The sequence below is a fragment of the Roseateles sp. DAIF2 genome (assembly GCF_015624425.1).
Lineage (GTDB): Bacteria > Pseudomonadota > Gammaproteobacteria > Burkholderiales > Burkholderiaceae_C > Kinneretia.
Window position 1 is genome coordinate 2,038,362 of sequence record NZ_CP049919.1, and the last position, 18,384, is coordinate 2,056,745.

18 protein-coding genes are annotated in these 18,384 nt (G+C 68.3%); 17 read left to right on the forward strand and 1 reads right to left on the reverse strand.

Features of this window, described 5'->3' with window-relative positions; genetic code table 11:
• Nucleotides 1-70 precede the first annotated feature (70 nt).
• Nucleotides 71-928, reverse strand: coding sequence for a flagellin (locus tag G8A07_RS09425; protein ID WP_195796760.1), 858 nt, complete (start codon nt 926-928; stop codon nt 71-73).
• Nucleotides 929-1,603: 675 nt separating this feature from the next.
• Here G8A07_RS09425 and G8A07_RS09430 point away from each other — a divergent pair.
• The 17 genes from G8A07_RS09430 to G8A07_RS09510 all read left to right on the forward strand — a co-directional run bounded on the left by G8A07_RS09430 (nt 1,604) and on the right by G8A07_RS09510 (nt 18,366).
• Nucleotides 1,604-2,089, forward strand: a complete 486-nt coding sequence (locus tag G8A07_RS09430; protein ID WP_195796761.1) for a tetratricopeptide repeat protein — start codon at nt 1,604-1,606, stop codon at nt 2,087-2,089.
• Between the two features lie 13 nt (nt 2,090-2,102).
• A complete protein-coding gene (locus G8A07_RS09435; RefSeq protein ID WP_195796762.1) occupies nt 2,103-3,605 on the forward strand; it encodes a methyltransferase domain-containing protein in 1,503 nt (500 codons plus the stop codon).
• A gap of 18 nt (nt 3,606-3,623) precedes the next feature.
• The gene (locus tag G8A07_RS09440) at nt 3,624-5,552 is read left to right on the forward strand and encodes a glycosyltransferase (RefSeq protein ID WP_195796763.1); all 1,929 of its coding nucleotides are present in this window, start codon (nt 3,624-3,626) and stop codon (nt 5,550-5,552) included.
• 168 nt (nt 5,553-5,720) lie between these two features.
• A complete protein-coding gene (gene flhD / locus G8A07_RS09445; protein WP_195796764.1) occupies nt 5,721-6,044 on the forward strand; it encodes a flagellar transcriptional regulator FlhD in 324 nt (107 codons plus the stop codon).
• A gap of 34 nt (nt 6,045-6,078) precedes the next feature.
• Complete coding sequence (gene flhC, locus G8A07_RS09450) at nt 6,079-6,615, forward strand: flagellar transcriptional regulator FlhC (RefSeq protein WP_195796765.1); 537 nt, start codon at nt 6,079-6,081, stop codon at nt 6,613-6,615.
• 24 nt (nt 6,616-6,639) lie between these two features.
• A complete protein-coding gene (locus G8A07_RS09455) occupies nt 6,640-7,671 on the forward strand; it encodes a glycosyltransferase family 2 protein (protein WP_195796766.1) in 1,032 nt (343 codons plus the stop codon).
• Between the two features lie 179 nt (nt 7,672-7,850).
• Nucleotides 7,851-8,174 carry a flagellar transcriptional regulator FlhD gene (gene flhD, locus G8A07_RS09460; RefSeq protein WP_195796764.1) on the forward strand — a complete coding sequence of 108 codons (324 nt, stop codon included), beginning with the start codon at nt 7,851-7,853 and terminating at the stop codon, nt 8,172-8,174.
• Nucleotides 8,175-8,208: 34 nt separating this feature from the next.
• Nucleotides 8,209-8,745 (forward strand): flagellar transcriptional regulator FlhC, encoded by a 537-nt coding sequence (gene flhC, locus G8A07_RS09465; RefSeq protein WP_195796765.1) that lies wholly within the window; start codon nt 8,209-8,211, stop codon nt 8,743-8,745.
• Nucleotides 8,746-8,758: 13 nt separating this feature from the next.
• Nucleotides 8,759-9,481, forward strand: coding sequence for a trans-aconitate 2-methyltransferase (locus G8A07_RS09470; protein WP_249937279.1), 723 nt, complete (start codon nt 8,759-8,761; stop codon nt 9,479-9,481).
• Nucleotides 9,482-9,635: 154 nt separating this feature from the next.
• Complete coding sequence (gene motA / locus G8A07_RS09475) at nt 9,636-10,496, forward strand: flagellar motor stator protein MotA (RefSeq protein WP_195796767.1); 861 nt, start codon at nt 9,636-9,638, stop codon at nt 10,494-10,496.
• A gap of 28 nt (nt 10,497-10,524) precedes the next feature.
• Nucleotides 10,525-11,454: a flagellar motor protein MotB gene (gene motB / locus G8A07_RS09480; protein WP_195796768.1), complete on the forward strand. Its 930-nt coding sequence runs from the start codon at nt 10,525-10,527 to the stop codon at nt 11,452-11,454.
• A 41-nt stretch (nt 11,455-11,495) separates the two neighbouring features.
• Nucleotides 11,496-11,888 carry a chemotaxis response regulator CheY gene (gene cheY, locus G8A07_RS09485; protein WP_195796769.1) on the forward strand — a complete coding sequence of 131 codons (393 nt, stop codon included), beginning with the start codon at nt 11,496-11,498 and terminating at the stop codon, nt 11,886-11,888.
• 14 nt (nt 11,889-11,902) lie between these two features.
• Nucleotides 11,903-12,541, forward strand: a complete 639-nt coding sequence (locus G8A07_RS09490) for a protein phosphatase CheZ (RefSeq protein ID WP_195796770.1) — start codon at nt 11,903-11,905, stop codon at nt 12,539-12,541.
• A gap of 149 nt (nt 12,542-12,690) precedes the next feature.
• Entirely contained in the window at nt 12,691-13,854 is a 1,164-nt protein-coding gene (locus G8A07_RS09495) for a flagellar biosynthesis protein FlhB (protein WP_195796771.1), read from the forward strand.
• Nucleotides 13,851-15,950: a flagellar biosynthesis protein FlhA gene (gene flhA, locus G8A07_RS09500; protein WP_195796772.1), complete on the forward strand. Its 2,100-nt coding sequence runs from the start codon at nt 13,851-13,853 to the stop codon at nt 15,948-15,950. Before G8A07_RS09495 ends, flhA begins: the two co-directional genes overlap by 4 nt.
• On the forward strand, nt 15,947-17,536 hold the full coding sequence (flhF, locus tag G8A07_RS09505; protein WP_195796773.1) for a flagellar biosynthesis protein FlhF: 1,590 nt from the start codon (nt 15,947-15,949) through the stop codon (nt 17,534-17,536). The genes flhA and flhF overlap by 4 nt, the downstream gene beginning before the upstream one ends.
• 20 nt (nt 17,537-17,556) lie before the next feature.
• The gene (locus G8A07_RS09510; protein WP_195796774.1) at nt 17,557-18,366 is read left to right on the forward strand and encodes a flagellar biosynthesis protein; all 810 of its coding nucleotides are present in this window, start codon (nt 17,557-17,559) and stop codon (nt 18,364-18,366) included.
• Nucleotides 18,367-18,384: the final 18 nt, after the last annotated feature.

Sequence of the window (18,384 nt, forward strand, 5' to 3'; positions counted from 1 at the left end):
TTGAGCTGGCGGACTGACTAGATCCGCCTCTGCCGTGGTACTTGTCAGGGCCAGCTCGGCTGGCCCAGGCTCATCGAAGAAGCGAGAGGACTTGTTGCGGGATCTGGTTGGCCTGGGCGATCATCGCGTTGCCGGCCTGCTGCAGGATCTGCGATCGGCTCAGGTTCGCGGTTTCCATCGCGAAGTCGGCATCCATGATCCGGCTGCGCGCGGCGCTCTGGTTCTCCACCGAGACCTGCAGGTTCGCGATCACCGCCTCGAAGCGGTTCTGCGAGGCACCCAAGGTCGCGCGTTCGCCGTTGACCGTGTTGATCGCCGTGTCGATGTTGTTGATCACGGTGGCGATCGCGGTGGCGTCGCCGGTCAGGTCGGCGCGGCCCGCGCCCTGGTTGTCGGTGCCAGCGACGGTCGTGATGTCGCTGTTGGTGGTCATGTTGGTCGTTTGCACGTCCACCTGGTCATTGCTGCTGGTGTTGGCACCGACCTGGAAGGTCTGGGTGCCGGCGTCGGTGGCCAGCACGGTCTTGCCGTTGAAGGTGGTGCCGCCCAGCACGCGCTGGATCTCCTTGGCCAGCTCGCCGAACTCCTTGTCCAGCGAGGTCTTGTCGGCGGTGGTGTTGGTGGCGTTGCGGGCCTGCACGGCCAGCTCACGCATGCGCTGCAGCGAATCGCTGACCTTGCCCAGCGCGCCTTCGGCGGTCTGCGCCAGCGAGATGCCGTCGTTGGAGTTGCGCACGGCGACGTTCATGCCGCGCACCTGGGCCTGCATGCGTTCGGCGATCGCCAGACCGGCGGAGTCGTCCTTCGCCGAGTTGACGCGCAGGCCCGAGGACAGGCGCTGCATCGAGACGGCCAGGGCCGACTGCGACTGGGTGGTGTTGCGCTGCGCATTCAGCGAAGCGATGTTGGTATTGATGATGGCGGGCATGACGCGCTCCTATTTCAGCTACAAAGACTCCCGGCATAGCGCCGACGTGCTTCGGAATCGCCTCTTGCGAGGCTTCCGTGATGTCGGCCATACCCGAGGCGGGTACTTGCCGGCATCGCCCGGCGCTAGTCAACCGTGCAGCCCTGCGTCCCTTCTTGAATGGGGCGCCCAACTTGCGGCCTCCTAACCGGACCACGTGTCTGTTTCCAGACCCGTTGGAAAGGGTATCGGACAAGCAGCGCTAGAACTTAAGCGCTGTTTGTCAAGAGGCTCAATCTGTTGAAAAACACCGCTTGTCTGGTCTTGTTGATCGGATCGAGCGGTGTGGGGCTGCAAGTGGCTGCTGGGTGTGGCGTAGTTCCTTGGTTGGGGTAGCTGAAACAGGGCGGGGCTGCCGGAGCGAGGCAGTGCGGCCCTGAGATGGTTTTCGGCCCGGCGGCGGCACCACAGGTCTGGAGAAGCGGCATCAAGGCGGCGCTTTTCCGGCGAGCGGGGCGGGGTGCCCGCCCTAAAGTTCGCTGCACCATCGCCGATACGCGCGCTCACGCGCCTTGATTCATCCAGTCGGCGCTGGCGGTCGCGGCCTTGATTTGGCCATCGCCGCGATCCTTTCATCATCAATAGCGCTCGCGATGCGGGTGCGGCCAAGCCGAGGAGTAACCCGTGGAGATGCCCATGCACGCAAGACCGCAAGCTGGCCTGGAGGCCGCCCTGGCGCCGGTCGGCGCCGAGATCTCGATGGAGGCCAAGGCCCTGCTGGCCGAGGCCCGCAACGCCGCGTTCGCCGAGGCGGCGCAGGGCCGGCTGGGCCGGGGCCTGAGCATGCTGCACGACGCGCTCGAGCTGCAGCCGATGAATCATGACCTGCTGAGCGATCTGGCGGCGCTGTCGCTGGCCGCCGGCGAGCTGGCCCAGGCGCAGGACTATGCCCAGCAGGCGCTGGCCCAGCAGCCCGACCATGGTCCCAGCCTCTACACCCTGGGCTTCGCGCTGTCGGGCCTGGGCCGCTTGCGCCGCGCGCGCGAGGTGCTGATCCGTCTGGGCGCGGGTGCGCCGCAGGACAGCCTGGTGGCCGAGGCGCCGGAGCTGCGCCCGCTGGTGCGCGTCGAGCTGGCGCGCGTCGAGGGCGTGCTCGCCGGCGCGGCCCGCGGCGCCGAGTAAGGCGCGCCGGCCGATGAGCAGCCCGCCCGCCATCCATCTGTGCATCGTCCAGCCGCTGGGCTATGTGCATGCCCTGGGATTTCTCGACCAGGCCCGCTACTACCGCTACCAGCTGCGTCGGCTGGGGGCGGAGGTCAGCATGGCCAAGAACCGGCTGCGCCACGATGCGGTGAACCTGGTGTTCGGCGCCCATCTGGGCTTCGATGCCGAGCTGCGCCGCCGCCATGCCTGCATCTTCGTCAACCTGGAGCAGCTGGGGGAGGGCGGTGCCCGCGTCGACCCGAGCTATCTGGCGCTGCTGCGCCAGTCCGCGGTGGCCGACTACGATGCCGACAATCTGGCCGCCTATGCGGCGGTGCCCGAGGAGGTGCCGCTGCTGCCGCTGCTGCATGCGCCCTATCTGGCCGACGCCGCGGTGCCCGCGCTGGAGGACCGACCGATCGACCTGCTGTTCTTCGGCAGCATGAATGACCGGCGCCGCGCGCTGCTGGCGCGCATCGAGGCCCAGGGGGTGACGGTGTCGCAGTTCGACGGCCCGATCTACGGCCCGGAGCGCGATGCCTTCATCGGCCAGGCCAAGGCGGTCTACAACGCGCATTTCTATGCCAGCAGCCGCTTCGAGCAGGCGCGCGTCTCGCATTGCCTGTCGCTGGGCACGCCGGTGGTGGCCGAACGCGGCCCCGCGACCCAGCCGCATCCGGCCTTCGAGGACGCGGTGCACTGGGTGCGCGACGAGGAGCTGGAGCGCTTCTTCGCCACCCGCTTCGGCACGCCGGAATTCTTTGCCGAAAGCCGCGCCCAGCTGCAGCGTTTCATCGCGGCCGATCCGCTGGAGCATTACGCCGATCTGCTGGCCTTCGCCAGCGGCTACGGCAAGGCCCATGGCCAGCAGCGGCCGCAGGAGGCCTGGCGGCCGCAGCGCCTGAACCTCGGCTCGGGCAAGGACTACAAGCCCGGCTGGCTGAATCTCGACGTGGTCGCGCATACCCAGCCCGATCTGCTGCTCGATCTCGGGCGCCCGGTCGAGCTGCCGCTGCGCCTGTCCAGCCCGCTGGCCGGCGAGGTGCTGCTGGAGGAAGGGCAATGCGCGCGCATCTATGCCAACAATGTGCTGGAGCATGTGCCGGACCTGCCCTGCCTGATGGGCAATCTGCTGCGCCTGCTGCAGGACGGCGGCGAGCTGGAGATCGAGGTGCCCTACGAGCGCGCGCTGACCGCCTGGCAGGACCCGACCCATGTGCGCGCGATGAACGAGAACTCCTGGCGCTACTACACCGACTGGTTCTGGTACCTGGGCTGGTTCAACCACCGCTTCGAGGTCGCCGAGTCGACCTGGCTCAACGACCGGGTCCAGCCCTGCGACAAGGCGCAGGCCGCCTTCATGCGCATGCGCCTGCGCAAGATCTTTACTTCCGCGCATGAGCGCACCGTGGCCCGCACCATGCGGGCCGACTTCGGCGAGCTGCCGGACGACTGGGTGGATGCGCTGCCCGCGATCCGGCAGGCCGCCGCCTAGCCAACAGCTGTCGTCCCGATGCCCAAGCCCAGCACCGCGAAATCCTCCTCGTCCACGCCGGCCCTGCTGCTGAAGCGGGCCCAGTCCCTGCTGGAGCAGCGCCAGTGGGACGGGGCCAGCAAGCTGCTGAACCAGGTGCTGGCGCAGCAGCCGAGCGACTGCGGCCTGTGGATGACCCTGGCCCGCGCGCAGCGCGCCGCCGGGCATGCGCGCCCCTGGCTGCAGGCAGCCGAGCGGGCGATGCAGCACGCCAACACCGACGAGCTGGCCCAGCAGGCCACCCTGCTGGCAGTGCAGGCCGCGATGGTGCTGAACGATGCGGAGCTGGCGCTGCGTCTGGCCACCACCCTGGCCGAGCCGCTGCGCGCCAACCAGCCCGACCTGCTGAAGCAGATGGGCGCGGCCTTCAATATGCTGGCGCGGCCGCAGGACGCGGTGCAGCCGCTGATGCAGGCGCTGACGCAGAAGTTCGACGACCGCGATGCCTATCTGGAGCTGGGCTTCGCGCTGAACGCGCTGCAGCTCTATGCCGAGGCGGCGGAATGCTTTCGCACCGTCTGCGTGCTCTATCCCGAGCATCTGGGCGCGCAGGCCTATCTGATCCACCTGGAGCAGCGCGCCTGCCGCTGGGCCGAGCATGAGCAGCGCTGCGAGGCCCTGTTCACCGCCCAGCGCGAGGCGGTGCAGCTGAAGAACTACAGCCCGCCCTTCGTGCTGGTGGCGCTGCCGCATCATCCGGCCCAGATGCTGGAGGCGGCGCGCCTGGCCGCGCGCCATATCTGCCGCAATATGAAGCCGCTGCCGGCGCCGCCGCGCAAGCCGGCCGGCCGGCGTCTGCATATCGGCTATCTGTCCAACGATTTCCTCTCGCACGCCACTGCGACCCTGATCACCCAGGTGCTGGAAAGCCATGACCGCGAGCGCTTCGAGATCAGCCTGCTGTCGCACAGCAATGACGACGGCTCGGCGCTGCGCCAGCGCCTGACCCAGGCCTGCGACCGTTTCGAGGAGATGGGCGCGCTGAGCCTGGCCGACATGGCCAAGCGCATCCGCGAGCTGGGCGTCGACATCCTGATCGATCTGAAGGGCCATACCGCCGGCAGCCGCATGGCTGCGCTGGCCTACCGGCCCGCGCCGGTGCAGGTGGCCTGGCTGGGTTTCCCCGGCACCTGCGGCATGGACGAGGTGGACTACATCATCGGCGACCCGATCGTCACGCCGCTGGAACACGCGGCCTGGTACAGCGAGAAGATCGCGCAGATGCCGCATTGCTATCAGCCCAATGACGGCCTGCGCCTGCGCCCCGAGCCGGCCTCGCGCGCCGAGCTGGGCCTGCCGGAAGAGGCGCTGGTGCTGCTCAGCGCCAACCAGGTCTACAAGCTCAATCCGGCGCTGTTTGACGTCTGGATGGAGATCCTGCGGCGCCTGCCGCAGGCCGTGCTGTGGCAGCTCAGCGGCGGCGATGCGCCGGACGCCGAGCTGCGCGGCGAGGTGCAGCGCCGCGGCATCGATCCGGCGCGGCTGATCTGCATGCCCAAGGTCGGCCTGAACGCGCATCTGCAGCGCCTGGGCGCAGCCGATCTGGCGCTTGACAGCTGGCCCTGCAATGGCCACACGACCACCAGCGATGCGCTGTGGGCCGGCGTGCCGGTCGTCGCGATGCAGGGCGAGGCCTTCGCCGGTCGCGTCTCGGCCAGCCTGCTGAACGCGGTGGGCCTGCCCGAGCTGGTCTGCACCCGCGCCGAGGACTATGTGGAGCAGGTCTGCCGCCTAGCCGCGGACCCGCAGCGCCGCGCGGCGCTGCGCCAGCACTTGCTGGCCGCTCGCGACGGCTCGCGCCTGTTCGATGCGCCGGGCTTCGCCCGCGATCTTGAGCGCCTGTACGAGCGCATGTGGGCCCGCCACAACGCCGGCCGCTCGCCCATCGCCTTGCCCGCCCAGGCCTGAGGGCCAGGCCCCGCCTACGGGGCGACCGGGACGGGTTTGTCAGGCAATTTCCTACAAGGCGGGCGGGTGGAGGAGACGCAAAGGACGGATTTGGGCTGATGTTTGGGGCTTGTTCGGATCTTCACAATGCGAAGCACACCGCAACGAATGAAGACCAGGAGCGCCAAGATGAACGCAGACCAAATCCTTGCCGAGATCCGCGAAGCGAACCTGTCGTACCTGATGCTGGCGCAGAGCCTGATCCGCGCCGACCGCGAACAGGCGCTGTACCGTCTGGGCATCTCCGAAGACACCGCGACCCTGATCGCGACCTTGTCGCCGGCCCAGATGATGAAGATCGCCTCGGGCAACACCCTGCTGTGCCGCTTCCGCATGGATGACGACCTGGTGTGGGGCCTGCTGACCAGCCACGGCAAGACCGCGGCCAACGACCATGTGTCGCGTCTGCACGCCTCGATCCTGATGGCCGGCCGTCACGCCGAAGCTGCCTGATCCCCCGTACAAGAGCCAGAGCCGGAGACCGACCATGCGCCAAAAGAGCATCCTGACCGAAGCCCGCCAGATCGAACGTGCGGTGATCCTGATCAATCTGGGGGCGCGGCTGCAAGTGCTGGAGTCGGAGACGGACCTGAGCTACGAGCGGCTGCTGCGCCTGTACAAGGAAGTGTCGGGCAAGAGCCCGAGCAAGGGCCAACTGCCGTTCTCGACGGACTGGTTCATGACCTGGCAGCCGAACATCCACGCGAGCCTGTTCCTGAACATCCACGAGTACCTGAACAAGGCGGCGGAGCTCGACGAGATCGACACCGTGATCAAGGCCTACCAGCTGTACCAGGAGCAGACGACGGCGCAGGGGCTGGAGCAGCTGTTGAGCGTGACGCGGGCCTGGCGCCTGGTGAAGTTCATCGACAACGGCATGCTGACGATGACCAAGTGCAGCAAGTGCGGTGGTCACTTCGTGACGCACCCGCACGAGATCGCGCGCCACTATGTGTGCGGGCTGTGCAACCCGCCCGCGCGTGCCGGCAAGGGCCGTGCCGCCGGCGGCATCCAGATGCACTGAGCCCAAGGCCAGGAGGGCAGGGCGATGGCCCAGCGCATCTCGTTGGTGGTGATCGCGCGCGACGAGGCCGCGCGTATCGGGCGGCTGCTGGACAGCGTCGCCCCCTGGGTCGACGCGATGCTGGTGCTGGACACCGGCTCGCGTGACGACACGCCCCGCATTGCCGCCGCCCATGGCGCGCGGGTCGAGCATTTCGCCTGGTGCGACGACTTCTCCGCGGCGCGCAACCGCGCGCTGGAACTGGCCGCGGCCGACTGGCACCTGGTGCTGGACGCCGACGAATGGCTGCTCGACGGCGGCCCGGCGCTGCGGGCGCTGCGCCAGATGGCCCCCGACTTTGCCGGCAGCATCGCGCTGCGGGACCATTTCGATGGTGGCACCTCGCAGGGCCGCCTGCTGCGCGTGCTGCCCGGTTTCGTGCGCTATGCCGGCCGCATCCACGAGCAGCCGCAGCACCAGCTGCCGCAGCGCGCGCTGGACCTGACGATCGGCCATGATGGCTATCTGAACGAGCGCCTGGCGGCCAAGCGCGGCCGCAACGAGGCCCTGCTGCGCGCCGACCTGGCGCAGCGGCCCGACGACGCCTATCTCTGGTACCAGCTGGGCAAGGACGCCTATGTCTATGAGGACTATGCGCAGGCCGAGGCCGCCTTCGAGCGTGCCGCTGGACTGCCGCATCCGGACGGCGGCTGGTGGCTGGATCTGATGGCGCGGCGCCTGTTCGCGCTGAAATCCCTGAAGCGCCATGCCGACGCACTGGCGCTGGCCGAGCCGGAGCTGCAGCGCTGCGGCGAGTCGCCGGACTTCTTCTTCGCGCTGGGCGACCTGCTGCTGGACTTCGCGGCCGACACACCGGCCCAGGCCGAGGCCCTGGTGCCGATGATCGAGGAGGCCTGGCAGCGCTGCCTGCTGCTGGGCGAGCGCCCGGAGCTGTCCGGCGCGGTGGCCGGCCGAGGCAGCCATCTGGCGGCGCATAACCTGGCCCTGCTGATGGAGGCCACCGGCCGCGCCGAGCGCGCCGCCGCGCTGCGCCAGGCCTACCCGGCCCCGGTGTGACATCCGACACGCTCGCCCGGGAGGGCGGGGTGGTGCGGGTGACAGCGTTGTCAGGCAATTTCCTACAAGGCGGGCGGGTGGAGGAGACGCAAAGGACGGATTTGGGCTGATGTTTGGGGCTTGTTCGGATCTTCACAATGCGAAGCACACCGCAACGAATGAAGACCAGGAGCGCCAAGATGAACGCAGACCAAATCCTTGCCGAGATCCGCGAAGCGAACCTGTCGTACCTGATGCTGGCGCAGAGCCTGATCCGCGCCGACCGCGAACAGGCGCTGTACCGTCTGGGCATCTCCGAAGACACCGCGACCCTGATCGCGACCTTGTCGCCGGCCCAGATGATGAAGATCGCCTCGGGCAACACCCTGCTGTGCCGCTTCCGCATGGATGACGACCTGGTGTGGGGCCTGCTGACCAGCCACGGCAAGACCGCGGCCAACGACCATGTGTCGCGTCTGCACGCCTCGATCCTGATGGCCGGCCGTCACGCCGAAGCTGCCTGATCCCCCGTACAAGAGCCAGAGCCGGAGACCGACCATGCGCCAAAAGAGCATCCTGACCGAAGCCCGCCAGATCGAACGTGCGGTGATCCTGATCAATCTGGGGGCGCGGCTGCAAGTGCTGGAGTCGGAGACGGACCTGAGCTACGAGCGGCTGCTGCGCCTGTACAAGGAAGTGTCGGGCAAGAGCCCGAGCAAGGGCCAACTGCCGTTCTCGACGGACTGGTTCATGACCTGGCAGCCGAACATCCACGCGAGCCTGTTCCTGAACATCCACGAGTACCTGAACAAGGCGGCGGAGCTCGACGAGATCGACACCGTGATCAAGGCCTACCAGCTGTACCAGGAGCAGACGACGGCGCAGGGGCTGGAGCAGCTGTTGAGCGTGACGCGGGCCTGGCGCCTGGTGAAGTTCATCGACAACGGCATGCTGACGATGACCAAGTGCAGCAAGTGCGGTGGTCACTTCGTGACGCACCCGCACGAGATCGCGCGCCACTATGTGTGCGGGCTGTGCAACCCGCCCGCGCGTGCCGGCAAGGGCCGTGCCGCCGGCGGCATCCAGATGCACTGAGCACTGCACGCCCTTGAGCCTGCTTCTGACCTGGCCGCTGCCCGCGCTGTTCAGCTGGGGCGCGGCCTGGCTGCTTTTCATGGGCCTGACGCCGCCCCTGGGTGCGCTGCCGGCGCTGCTGCTGGCGGCCCTGGCGGGCCTGGCCTTAAGCCTGCTGCAGACGCAGCGCTGGCGCCGGCTGATCGTCGCGGCCGGCTTCCCGGCCTCGCTGCTGGCCAGCGGCCTGGGCGCGGCGCTGCCGGCCTGGGTCTGGCTGCTGCCGCTGGCTCTGCTGGCCCTGGCCTATCCGCAGCGCAGCTGGCGCGACGCCCCGCTGTTTCCGACCCCGGCCGGCGCGCTGGACGAGCTGGCCGCGATCGCCCCGCTGCCCGAGGGTGCGCCGGTGCTGGACGCCGGCTGCGGCCTCGGCCATGGCCTGCGCGCGCTGCGCCGCGCCTACCCGCGGGCGAGGCTGGAGGGCGTCGAATGGAGCCCGCTGCTGGCGCGGCTGGCCGCCTGGTCCTGCCCCTGGGCGCGGGTCTGGCGCGGCGACATGTGGGCGGCGGACTGGCGCGCCTACCGCATGGTCTATCTGTTCCAGCGCCCGGAGTCGATGCCGCAGGCGCTGGCCAAGGCGCGCGCCGAGCTGGGCTCCGGCTGCTGGCTGGTCAGCCTGGACTTCGAACTGGAGGGCTGCGAGCCGCTGACCCGACTGCCGGCAGGACGTCACGAGCTGTGGGTCTACCGCTGGCCCTGAGGCCAAAAGCGCGGCAATCGCCCCGGACTTGCGCTTATTGCGCCGCGGTGCAGCAAGACATACTCAAGGCAGGGCGCTAGTCGCCGATATGGCTAGGAACTGGGAGGGTAGGTTGTCGCTGCCCGCCGGCTCTGCATAACAACGGAAACGCTGCATGTTTGTCCTGATCGGGTGGCTGATCGCCATGGCTTGCATCTTCGGGGTGTTCATCGCCCACGGGGGCAATATCGGCGTCGTGATGAAGGCGCTGCCGTTCGAGATGACCACCATCTTCGGCGCCGCCTTCGGCGCGATGCTGGCGACCAACCCGCCCAAGGTGATGAAGGCCACGATGAAGGGCCTGGGCCAATGCTTCAAGGGCAGCAAGTACACCAAGGCGCGCTATATGGAGCTGCTGGCGCTGCTCTACGACATCCTGCAGAAGGCCCGCAAGGAGGGCCTGATGTCGATCGAAAAGGATGTCGAGGACCCGCACAGCTCGGCGCTGTTCCAGAAATACCCGGCGGTCGGCAACGACCACCATGTGACCGAGTTCATCACCGACTACCTGCGCATGATGGTCTCGGGCAATCTGAATGCCCATGAGATCGAGTCGCTGATGGACAGCGAGATCGAGACCCATCACCACGAGGCCCATGCCGCGGTGCAGGCCATCCAGCGCCTGGCCGGCGGCCTGCCGGCCTTCGGCATCGTGGCCGCGGTGCTGGGCGTGGTGAACACCATGGGCTCGGTGGGCCAGCCGCCAGCGGTGCTGGGCGGCATGATCGGCTCGGCCCTGGTCGGTACCTTCCTGGGCATTCTGCTGGCCTATGCCTTCGCCGAGCCGCTGGCCGGCCTGCTGGAGGCCAAGGTGGACGAGGGCAGCAAGGAGCTGCAGTGCATCAAGACCACCCTGCTGGCCTCGATGCAGGGCTATGCGCCGCAGGTCGCGATCGAATTCGGCCGCAAGGTGCTGTACTCTACCGAGCGGCCCACCTTCGTCGAGCTTGAGGGCCATGTGAAGGGCAAGAAGTAAGTAAGCAGGCACAAGGAAGCGGTGCACCATGGCCGGCGACGCGAAGAAACTCCAGCCCATCATCATCAAGCGCATCAAGAAGGGCGGCCATGCCGCCCATGGTGGCGCCTGGAAGATCGCCTATGCCGACTTCGTGACGGCGATGATGGCCTTCTTCCTGCTGATGTGGCTGCTGGGCTCCACCACCGAGGGCGACAAGAAGGGCATCGCCGAGTACTTCGCCTCGCCGCTGAAGGTGGCGATGTCGGGCGGCTCCGGTTCCGGCGACGCCTCCCATGTGATCAAGGGCGGCGGCCAGGATCTGACGCGCCAGACCGGCCAGGTCAAGTCCGGCGAGGTCGAGGCGCGCCGCCACACGGTCAACCTGCGCGCGCTGAAGGAAGAGCAGCGCCGTGCCGAGCGCACCCGGCTGCAGCAGCTGAAGGCCAAGGTCGAGGACGTGCTGGCCAACAACCCGCGCCTGGCCAACCTGGGCGGCCAGATCCGCCTGGACATGACCAAGGAGGGCCTGCGCATCCAGATCGTCGATGAGAACAACCGTCCGATGTTCGACAGCGGCAGCGCGATCGTGAAGCCCTATATGCGTGAACTCCTGCGCGAACTCGGCGCGGTCTTGACGGAAGTGCCGAATAGGCTCACGCTGGAAGGTCATACTGATGCCCAAGCGTTCTCGTCCGGGGATCGTGGCTACAGCAACTGGGAACTTTCGGCCGACCGGGCCAACGCCTCGCGGCGCGAACTGGTGGCCGGCGGCCTGCCCGAGGCCCGCATGCTGCGGGTCCAGGGCCTGGCCTCCAGCAAGCTGTTGGACGACAAGCAACCCGAGAGCCCGATGAACCGCCGCATCAGCATCATTGTGATGAACCGGGATGCCGTGGATGCGGTCTTGAAGAATCTGCCGGATGACGAAACCGAAACTGCGCCGGAAACGCCGGTCAGTTCGGCCTCAAGTCCCTGAACAACACGTCGATAACACCCTCTAGATCTGCGAGGACCGCCATGAGCACTGATATGAAATTCCTGGTTGTTGACGACTTCTCCACCATGCGCCGCATCGTGCGTGGCCTGCTCAAGGAGATCGGCTACAACAACGTCGAAGAGGCCGAGGACGGTGTCGAGGCCCTGAACATGCTCAAGAACGCCAAGTTCGACTTCGTGGTCAGCGACATCAACATGCCGAACATGACCGGCTTCGAGCTGCTCAAGGCGATCAAGGACGACCCCAACCTGAAGCACCTGCCGGTGCTGATGGTGACGGCCGAGGCCCGCAAGGAAGACATCGTGCTGGCCGCCCAGACGGGTGCGGCCGGCTATATCGTCAAGCCCTTCACCAAGGCGACGCTGGAGGAAAAGGTCCAGAAGATCATGCAGAAACTGGCCGCCGCGGCTTGATGAGGGGGTTGGCCATGCATGCAGAGCAACAATTCGTCCAACTGGGCAGCGGCAGCGAGCCGCTGATGGTCTCGCCCGAGGTGTTTCAGCAACTGGGCACCATCACCCGCGTGCTACATGACACGATGCAGCAACTGGGCGTGATGCCCAAGCTGCAGACCGCCACCGACGGCCTGCCCGACGCGCGCAGCCGCCTGACCTATATCGCCAACAAGACCGCCGAGGCCGCCAACAAGGTGTTGAACTCGGTCGACCAGGCCAAGGCCGAGCACGCCCATATCTCCCAGGCGACCAACGAGATGGCCAAGGCCATCATGGCCGACCCGGTCAAGGCGGTGGCCAGCGGCGCGGTGTTCAACTTCGTCAAGGAAGTGGAGAAGTCCACCTCCCATATCGACCAGCACCTGACCGACATCATGATGGCCCAGGACTTCCACGACCTGACCGGCCAGGTGGTGGCCAAGGTCGTGACCCTGGCCAACGACCTGGAGGACAGCCTGGTCAAGCTGCTGGTCCAGGTGGTGCCGCCGGACCAGCGCGAGAAGGTCGACCCCAACATCCTGCAGGGCCCGGTGGTCAATGCCGAAGGCCGCACCGATGTGGTGACCAACCAGGGCGAGGTCGACGACCTGCTGGCATCGCTGGGCTTCTGAGTCCCGGCTCCCGATCTGCAACCCGCCGTGAGGCGGGTTCGTCGTTTCTGCGGCCGGATCACGGCCCGATTTGCCCGCCTTATCCGGCTTAAGTCGGCGGCCCCGGCGGCCAACAATGGCGACGCGCCTCGAATGGCGCGTTTTCCGCCATGGCCGACCAAGACGCACAAGACAGGAACTTACCGGCCTCAGCCAAGAAGATCGAGAGATCTCGGGCCGAGGGCCAGGTGCCGCGCTCGCGTGATCTGGGCCATTTCGCGATGATGGCGGTCGGCGGCGGCCTGCTGGCCGCCCTCAGCCCGCAGGCGGTCGACTGGTTGCAGCAGCTGCTGGTCTCCAGCCTGCGCTTCGACGCCCAACAGCTCGCCACGCCCGGCATCATGACCACCCGCCTGGCCGACCTGGCGCTGCGCGGCCTGCTGGTGATCCTGGGCGTCGGCCTGACCCTGGCCGCGGTGGCGATCGCCGCCAACCTGGCTCTGGGCGGCTGGAACTGGACCTTCAAGCCGCTGGCGCCAAAGTTCTCCAACATCAACCCGCTGACCGGCTTCGCCCGGCTGTTCCAGTGGGCGCATCTGGGCCAGGCGCTGAAGGCCTGCCTGCTGGCCCTGGTGCTGGGTGTGGTCGGCGCGATGGTGCTGAAGGACCGGGTCGCGACCTATATCGGCATCATGTCGGTGCCGCTGCCCGCCGCGATCGCCTATGCCGGCCAGCAGCTGATGGGCGGCCTGGCCCTGCTGGGCATCGCGCTGGCGCTGTTCGCGGTGATCGACGTGCCGCTGCAGTACCAGCTCTACCTGCGTCGCCTGCGCATGTCGCGCGAGGAAGTGAAGCAGGAGATGAAGGAGATCGAGGGCAACCTCGAGATCAAGGCCAAGATCAAGGCCAAGATGCGCGAGATGGCCAAGCGCCGCATGCTGGCCGCGGTGCCCACGGCCGATCTGGTCGTGATGAACCCGACCCACTATGCGGTGGCGCTGAAGTACGAGGAAGGCCAGATGGCCGCGCCCAAGGTCGTGGCCAAGGGCGCTGACCTGCTGGCGATGAAGATCCGCGACCTGGCCAAGGAATCCAAGGTGCCGGTGCTGCAGTCGCCGATGCTGGCGCGCGCCCTGTACGCCCATGCCGAGCTGGACCGCGAGATCCCGGCCGCCCTGTTCGCCGCCGTGGCCCAGGTGCTGGCCTATGTCTACCAGCTGAAGGCCTCGCTGACGATGCGCGGCGTGCCCGCGCCCAGCTTCGTGCCGGATGCCAATGTGCCGCCGGAGCTGGACCCGCACAACAAGACCCCGACCCCGGAGGATGAGGCATGAATGGCCTGATTGCACAGCTGCAGACCCTGCTGGGGCCGCGCGCGGGGGTGCTGGCCGCCCTGGGCGCGCCGATCGGCGTGCTGCTGGTGCTGTCGATGATGGTGCTGCCGCTGCCGCCCTTCGTGCTGGACCTGCTGTTCACCGTCAATATCGCGCTGGCGGTGATGGTGATGATGGTGGCGTCGCATATGGTGCGGCCGCTGGACTTCGCGGCCTTCCCGACCGTGCTGCTGCTGACCACCCTGATGCGCCTGTCGCTGAACGTGGCCTCGACCCGCGTCGTGCTGCTGGAGGGCCATACCGGCACCGGCGCGGCCGGCAAGGTGATCGAGGCCTTCGGCCATTTCCTGATCGGCGGCAATTTCGCGGTCGGCCTGATCGTGTTCGCGATCCTGGTCGTGATCAATTTCATCGTCGTGACCAAGGGCGCGGAGCGCATCGCCGAGGTCGGCGCGCGCTTCACCCTGGACGCGATGCCCGGCAAGCAGATGGCGGTGGACGCCGACCTGAACGCCGGCCTGATCAACGAGGCCGAGGCCAAGCGCCGCCGCGCCGAGCTGTCCGACGAAGCGGACTTCTTCGGCTCGATGGACGGTGCCAGCAAGTTCGTGCGTGGCGACGCGATCGCCGGCATCCTGATCCTGGTCATCAACATCGTCGGCGGCTTCATCATCGGCGTGGCCCAGCATGGCCTGTCGGCCGGCCAGGCCGCCAACACCTATGTGCTGCTGGCGGTCGGCGATGCGCTGGTCGCCCAGGTGCCGGCCCTGCTGATCTCGGTGGCGGCCGCGATGGTGGTGTCCCGCGTCGGCAAGGACAAGGACATCGGCACCATGATCGGCCGCCAGGTGTTCGGCTCGGCCAAGGCGCTGGCGATCACCGCCGGCGTGGTCGGCGCGCTGGGCCTGATCCCGGGCATGCCCAATCTGGTGTTCCTGCTGATCGCCTCCGGCCTGGGCTATATGGCCTGGTGGCAGCGCCGGCGCGAACAGCAAACCGCCGCCGCCGAGCGCAGCAAGCCGACGGCCGCCGCGGCGGCCGCGGCCGAGCCGAACGCCGAGGCCAGCTGGGACGACCTGGTGCCGGTCGACACCCTGGGGCTGGAAGTCGGCTACCGCCTGATCACCCTGGTGGACAAGAACCGCGAGGGGGATCTGCTGAGCCGGATCAAGGGGGTTCGCCGCAAGTTCGCGCAGGAAGTCGGCTTCTTGCCGCCGGCCGTGCATATCCGCGACAACCTGGAGCTGCGTCCCAGCCAGTACCGGCTGACCCTGCGCGGCGCCGTCATCGGCGAAACCGAGGCCTTCCCCGGCATGTGGCTGGCGATCAACCCCGGCCATGCCAGCCAGAAGCTGATCGGCACCCAGACCACCGATCCGGCCTTCGGGCTGCCGGCGGTCTGGATCGAGGACCGGCAACGGGAAATGGCGCAAATGGCGGGATTTACCGTCGTTGATTGCTCGACCGTGATTGCCACCCATCTCTCACACTTGATGCAAGTTCACGCGGCCAAGCTCCTAGGCCGGGTGGAGACGCAACAGCTGGTGGACCACATCACCAAGCAGGCCCCGCAACTGATCGAAGACGTGATTCCCAAGATGGTCGGCATCGCAACCTTGCAACGAGTGCTCCAGTTTCTGCTGGAGGAGGGCGTGCACATCCGCGACATGCGTTCCATCGTCGAATCGATCGCCGAGAACGCGGCCACCGTCACCGATCCGGGCGAGCTGGCCCGCCGCATCCGTACCCATATCGCCCCGGCCATCGTGCAGCAGATCTACGGCCCCGTGAAGGAGCTGGACGTGATCGCGCTGGAGCCGGAGCTGGAGCGCCTGGTCACCCAAGCCCTGAATTCGCCCCATGGCGCCGCGCTCGATCCCGGCGTGGCCGACACCCTGGCGCGCAGCGCCGCCGAGCAGAGCCAGGCCCAGGAAGACCGCGGCGTGCCGGCCTGCCTCTTGGTGCCGGACCTGATCCGCGCGCCGATGGCCAGACTGCTGCGCCGCGCTGCACCGCGATTGAAGGTGCTGGGCCACAGCGAAATCCCTGAAACCCACACCATCCGCATCGGCTCGGTGATCGGAGGCACGGCATGAACGTGAAACGCTTTACCGCCCGCAGCAGCCGCGAGGCCATGGCCCTGGTGCGCCAGGCCTTCGGCGACGATGCCGTGGTGCTGTCGAACAAGCCCTGCCGGGAAGGCGTGGAAGTGCTGGCGATGGCCCCCGAGGGCATGTCGCAGATCGAGAAGGTCGCCGCCAGCGCCCCCAAGGTCAGCGCCCCTAGCCGCGTGCAGGCCCGCCCGACCGACAACTCGCTGGGCGCCCGCGCCGCGCGCCAGTCGCCGGTGCATTTCGGCGCCGACGCGGTGCAGGACGATGTGCAGACCCTGGCGATGAGCACCCTGTCCTTCCAGGACTATGTGCGCGAGCGCATGCTCAAGCGCCGCCAGGCCGAGCTGTCCGGCCGCACCGAACCCAGCTTCGACACCCCGGCCCCTGCCGCCGAGCCCGAGCTGCCGCCCGAGGGCGTGGCCTCGCTGCAGGCCGCGCGCCGCCAGCGCGCCCAGTCCGCGCTGGAAGCGATGGCCCCGCGCCGCGCCCCCGAACCCGAGCCGGTCGCCCCGGCGCCGCGCCGCAACCCGCCGGTGCTGCGCGACGAGATCCGCGTCAACGCGCCCGCGATGCCCGACCTGGCCGCCGCCAGCAGCCGCCGCGAGCAGCAGGACATGATGAACGAGCTGCGCTCGATGAAGGGCCTGATCGAGGAGCGCTTCGGTGCCCTGGCCTTCATGGAGAAGCTGCAGCGCCAGCCGGCCCAGGCCAAGCTGACCCAGAAGCTGTTGGACGCCGGCTTCTCGCCCGCCCTGGTGCGCAAGCTGGCCGAGGGTCTGCCCACCGATTTCAAGAGCCAGGCCGCCGACGAGGGCAGCTGGGCCGCCAATGTGCTGGCGCGCAATCTGCAGACCGACGAGGGCCCGGCCCTGGAAGAGCAGGGCGGCGTGTTCGCGCTGATCGGCTCGACCGGCGTTGGCAAGACCACCACCACCGCCAAGATCGCCGCCGCCTTCGCGACCCGCCACGGTGCCGGCCAGCTGGGCCTGATCACGCTGGACGCCTACCGCGTCGGCGCCCACGAGCAGCTGCGCGCCTACGGCCGCATCCTCGGCGTGCCGGTGCACACCGCCCACGACCGCGCCTCGCTGGAAGACCTGCTGGAGCTGCTGGCCGGCAAAAAGATGGTGCTGATCGACACCGCCGGCATGGCCCAGCGCGACACCCGTACCGCCGAGCTGCTGGACATGCTCTCGCACCGCAGCCTGCGCAAGATCCTGGTGCTGAACGCCGCCCAGCAGGGCGAGACCATCGAGGATGTCGCGATGGCCTGGCGCGCCCAGGACTGCATGGGCGTCGTGCTCTCCAAGATCGACGAGGCCGTCAAGCTGGCCCCGGCACTGGACACCCTGATCCGCCACAAGCTGAAGGTGCTGGGCGTGACCAACGGCCAGCGCGTGCCCGAGGACTGGCACCGCCTGTCCGCCCCGGCCCTGGTGCAGCGCGCGATGCGCAGCGCCTCGGCCCCGGCCTGGCGCGTCGATGCCAACGATGTGAACCTGATCTTCGCCGGCGGCCCCGCGCTTGCCGCCGGTGCCGCCCAGCCTTCGGCGATGGGCGCCTACTGACAAGCCACGAGCTGCTGCACATGCGCGACCTCTACCGCCCCCAGCAAGACCAGGCCGACGGCCTGCGCCGCCTGTTCGCCGCCTCGCGCGTGCGTTTCATTCCGGTGCTGAGCAACCCGCATGTGGTGAACGGCGGGGCGCTGCTGGAGGGGCTGTGCGCCGCCTTCGCCGAGCTGGGCCTGCACACCCTGGTGGTCGATGCCGGCGAGCTCTCGCCCCAGCCCTCGGAGCTGGCGGTGGTCGATCTGTCGGCCTGCGTCGAGCGCCTGTCGCAGCAGGTCTCCTACCTGGCCGCGCGCGGCCTGCCAATGCGCCATATCAACGCCCATGGCTCGGCCGCCCAGTTCCTGGAGAAGGTCGCCGAGGCCGCACCCTTTGCCGACGTCGTGATCCTGCATGCCAGCGCCGCCGAACTGGCGCGCATGGTGGCCAGCCGCGAGGTGCGCCCGGTGCTGCTGGCCGATACCGATTCGCAGAGCGTCACCCATGCCTATGCCGGCATGAAGTGGCTCAGCCAGCGCGCCGGCCTGATGGTCTACAGCCTCCTGATGGCCTGCCCGCCGCAGCTGCGCCTGGCCGAGCGCATCGCCCAGCAGATCAGCAGCTGCGCCGACGGTTTCCTCGGCGCGGTGCTGCGCGACTGGGCCTGCCTGGACCCGCGCCAGCCCGCCAGCGCACCGATGCCCGCCGAACTGCGCCATCTGGCGCGCGAGCTGCTGATGGCCGCGCCCCCCGGGGCCGTGCTGGAAGCGGCCGCCGACACGATGCCGCTGCGCCCGATGACCCGACCCATGCTGCGCGGCCGCCCCGAGCGGGCCGCCACGGTTTGATTTGCCGCCGGAGCCGAT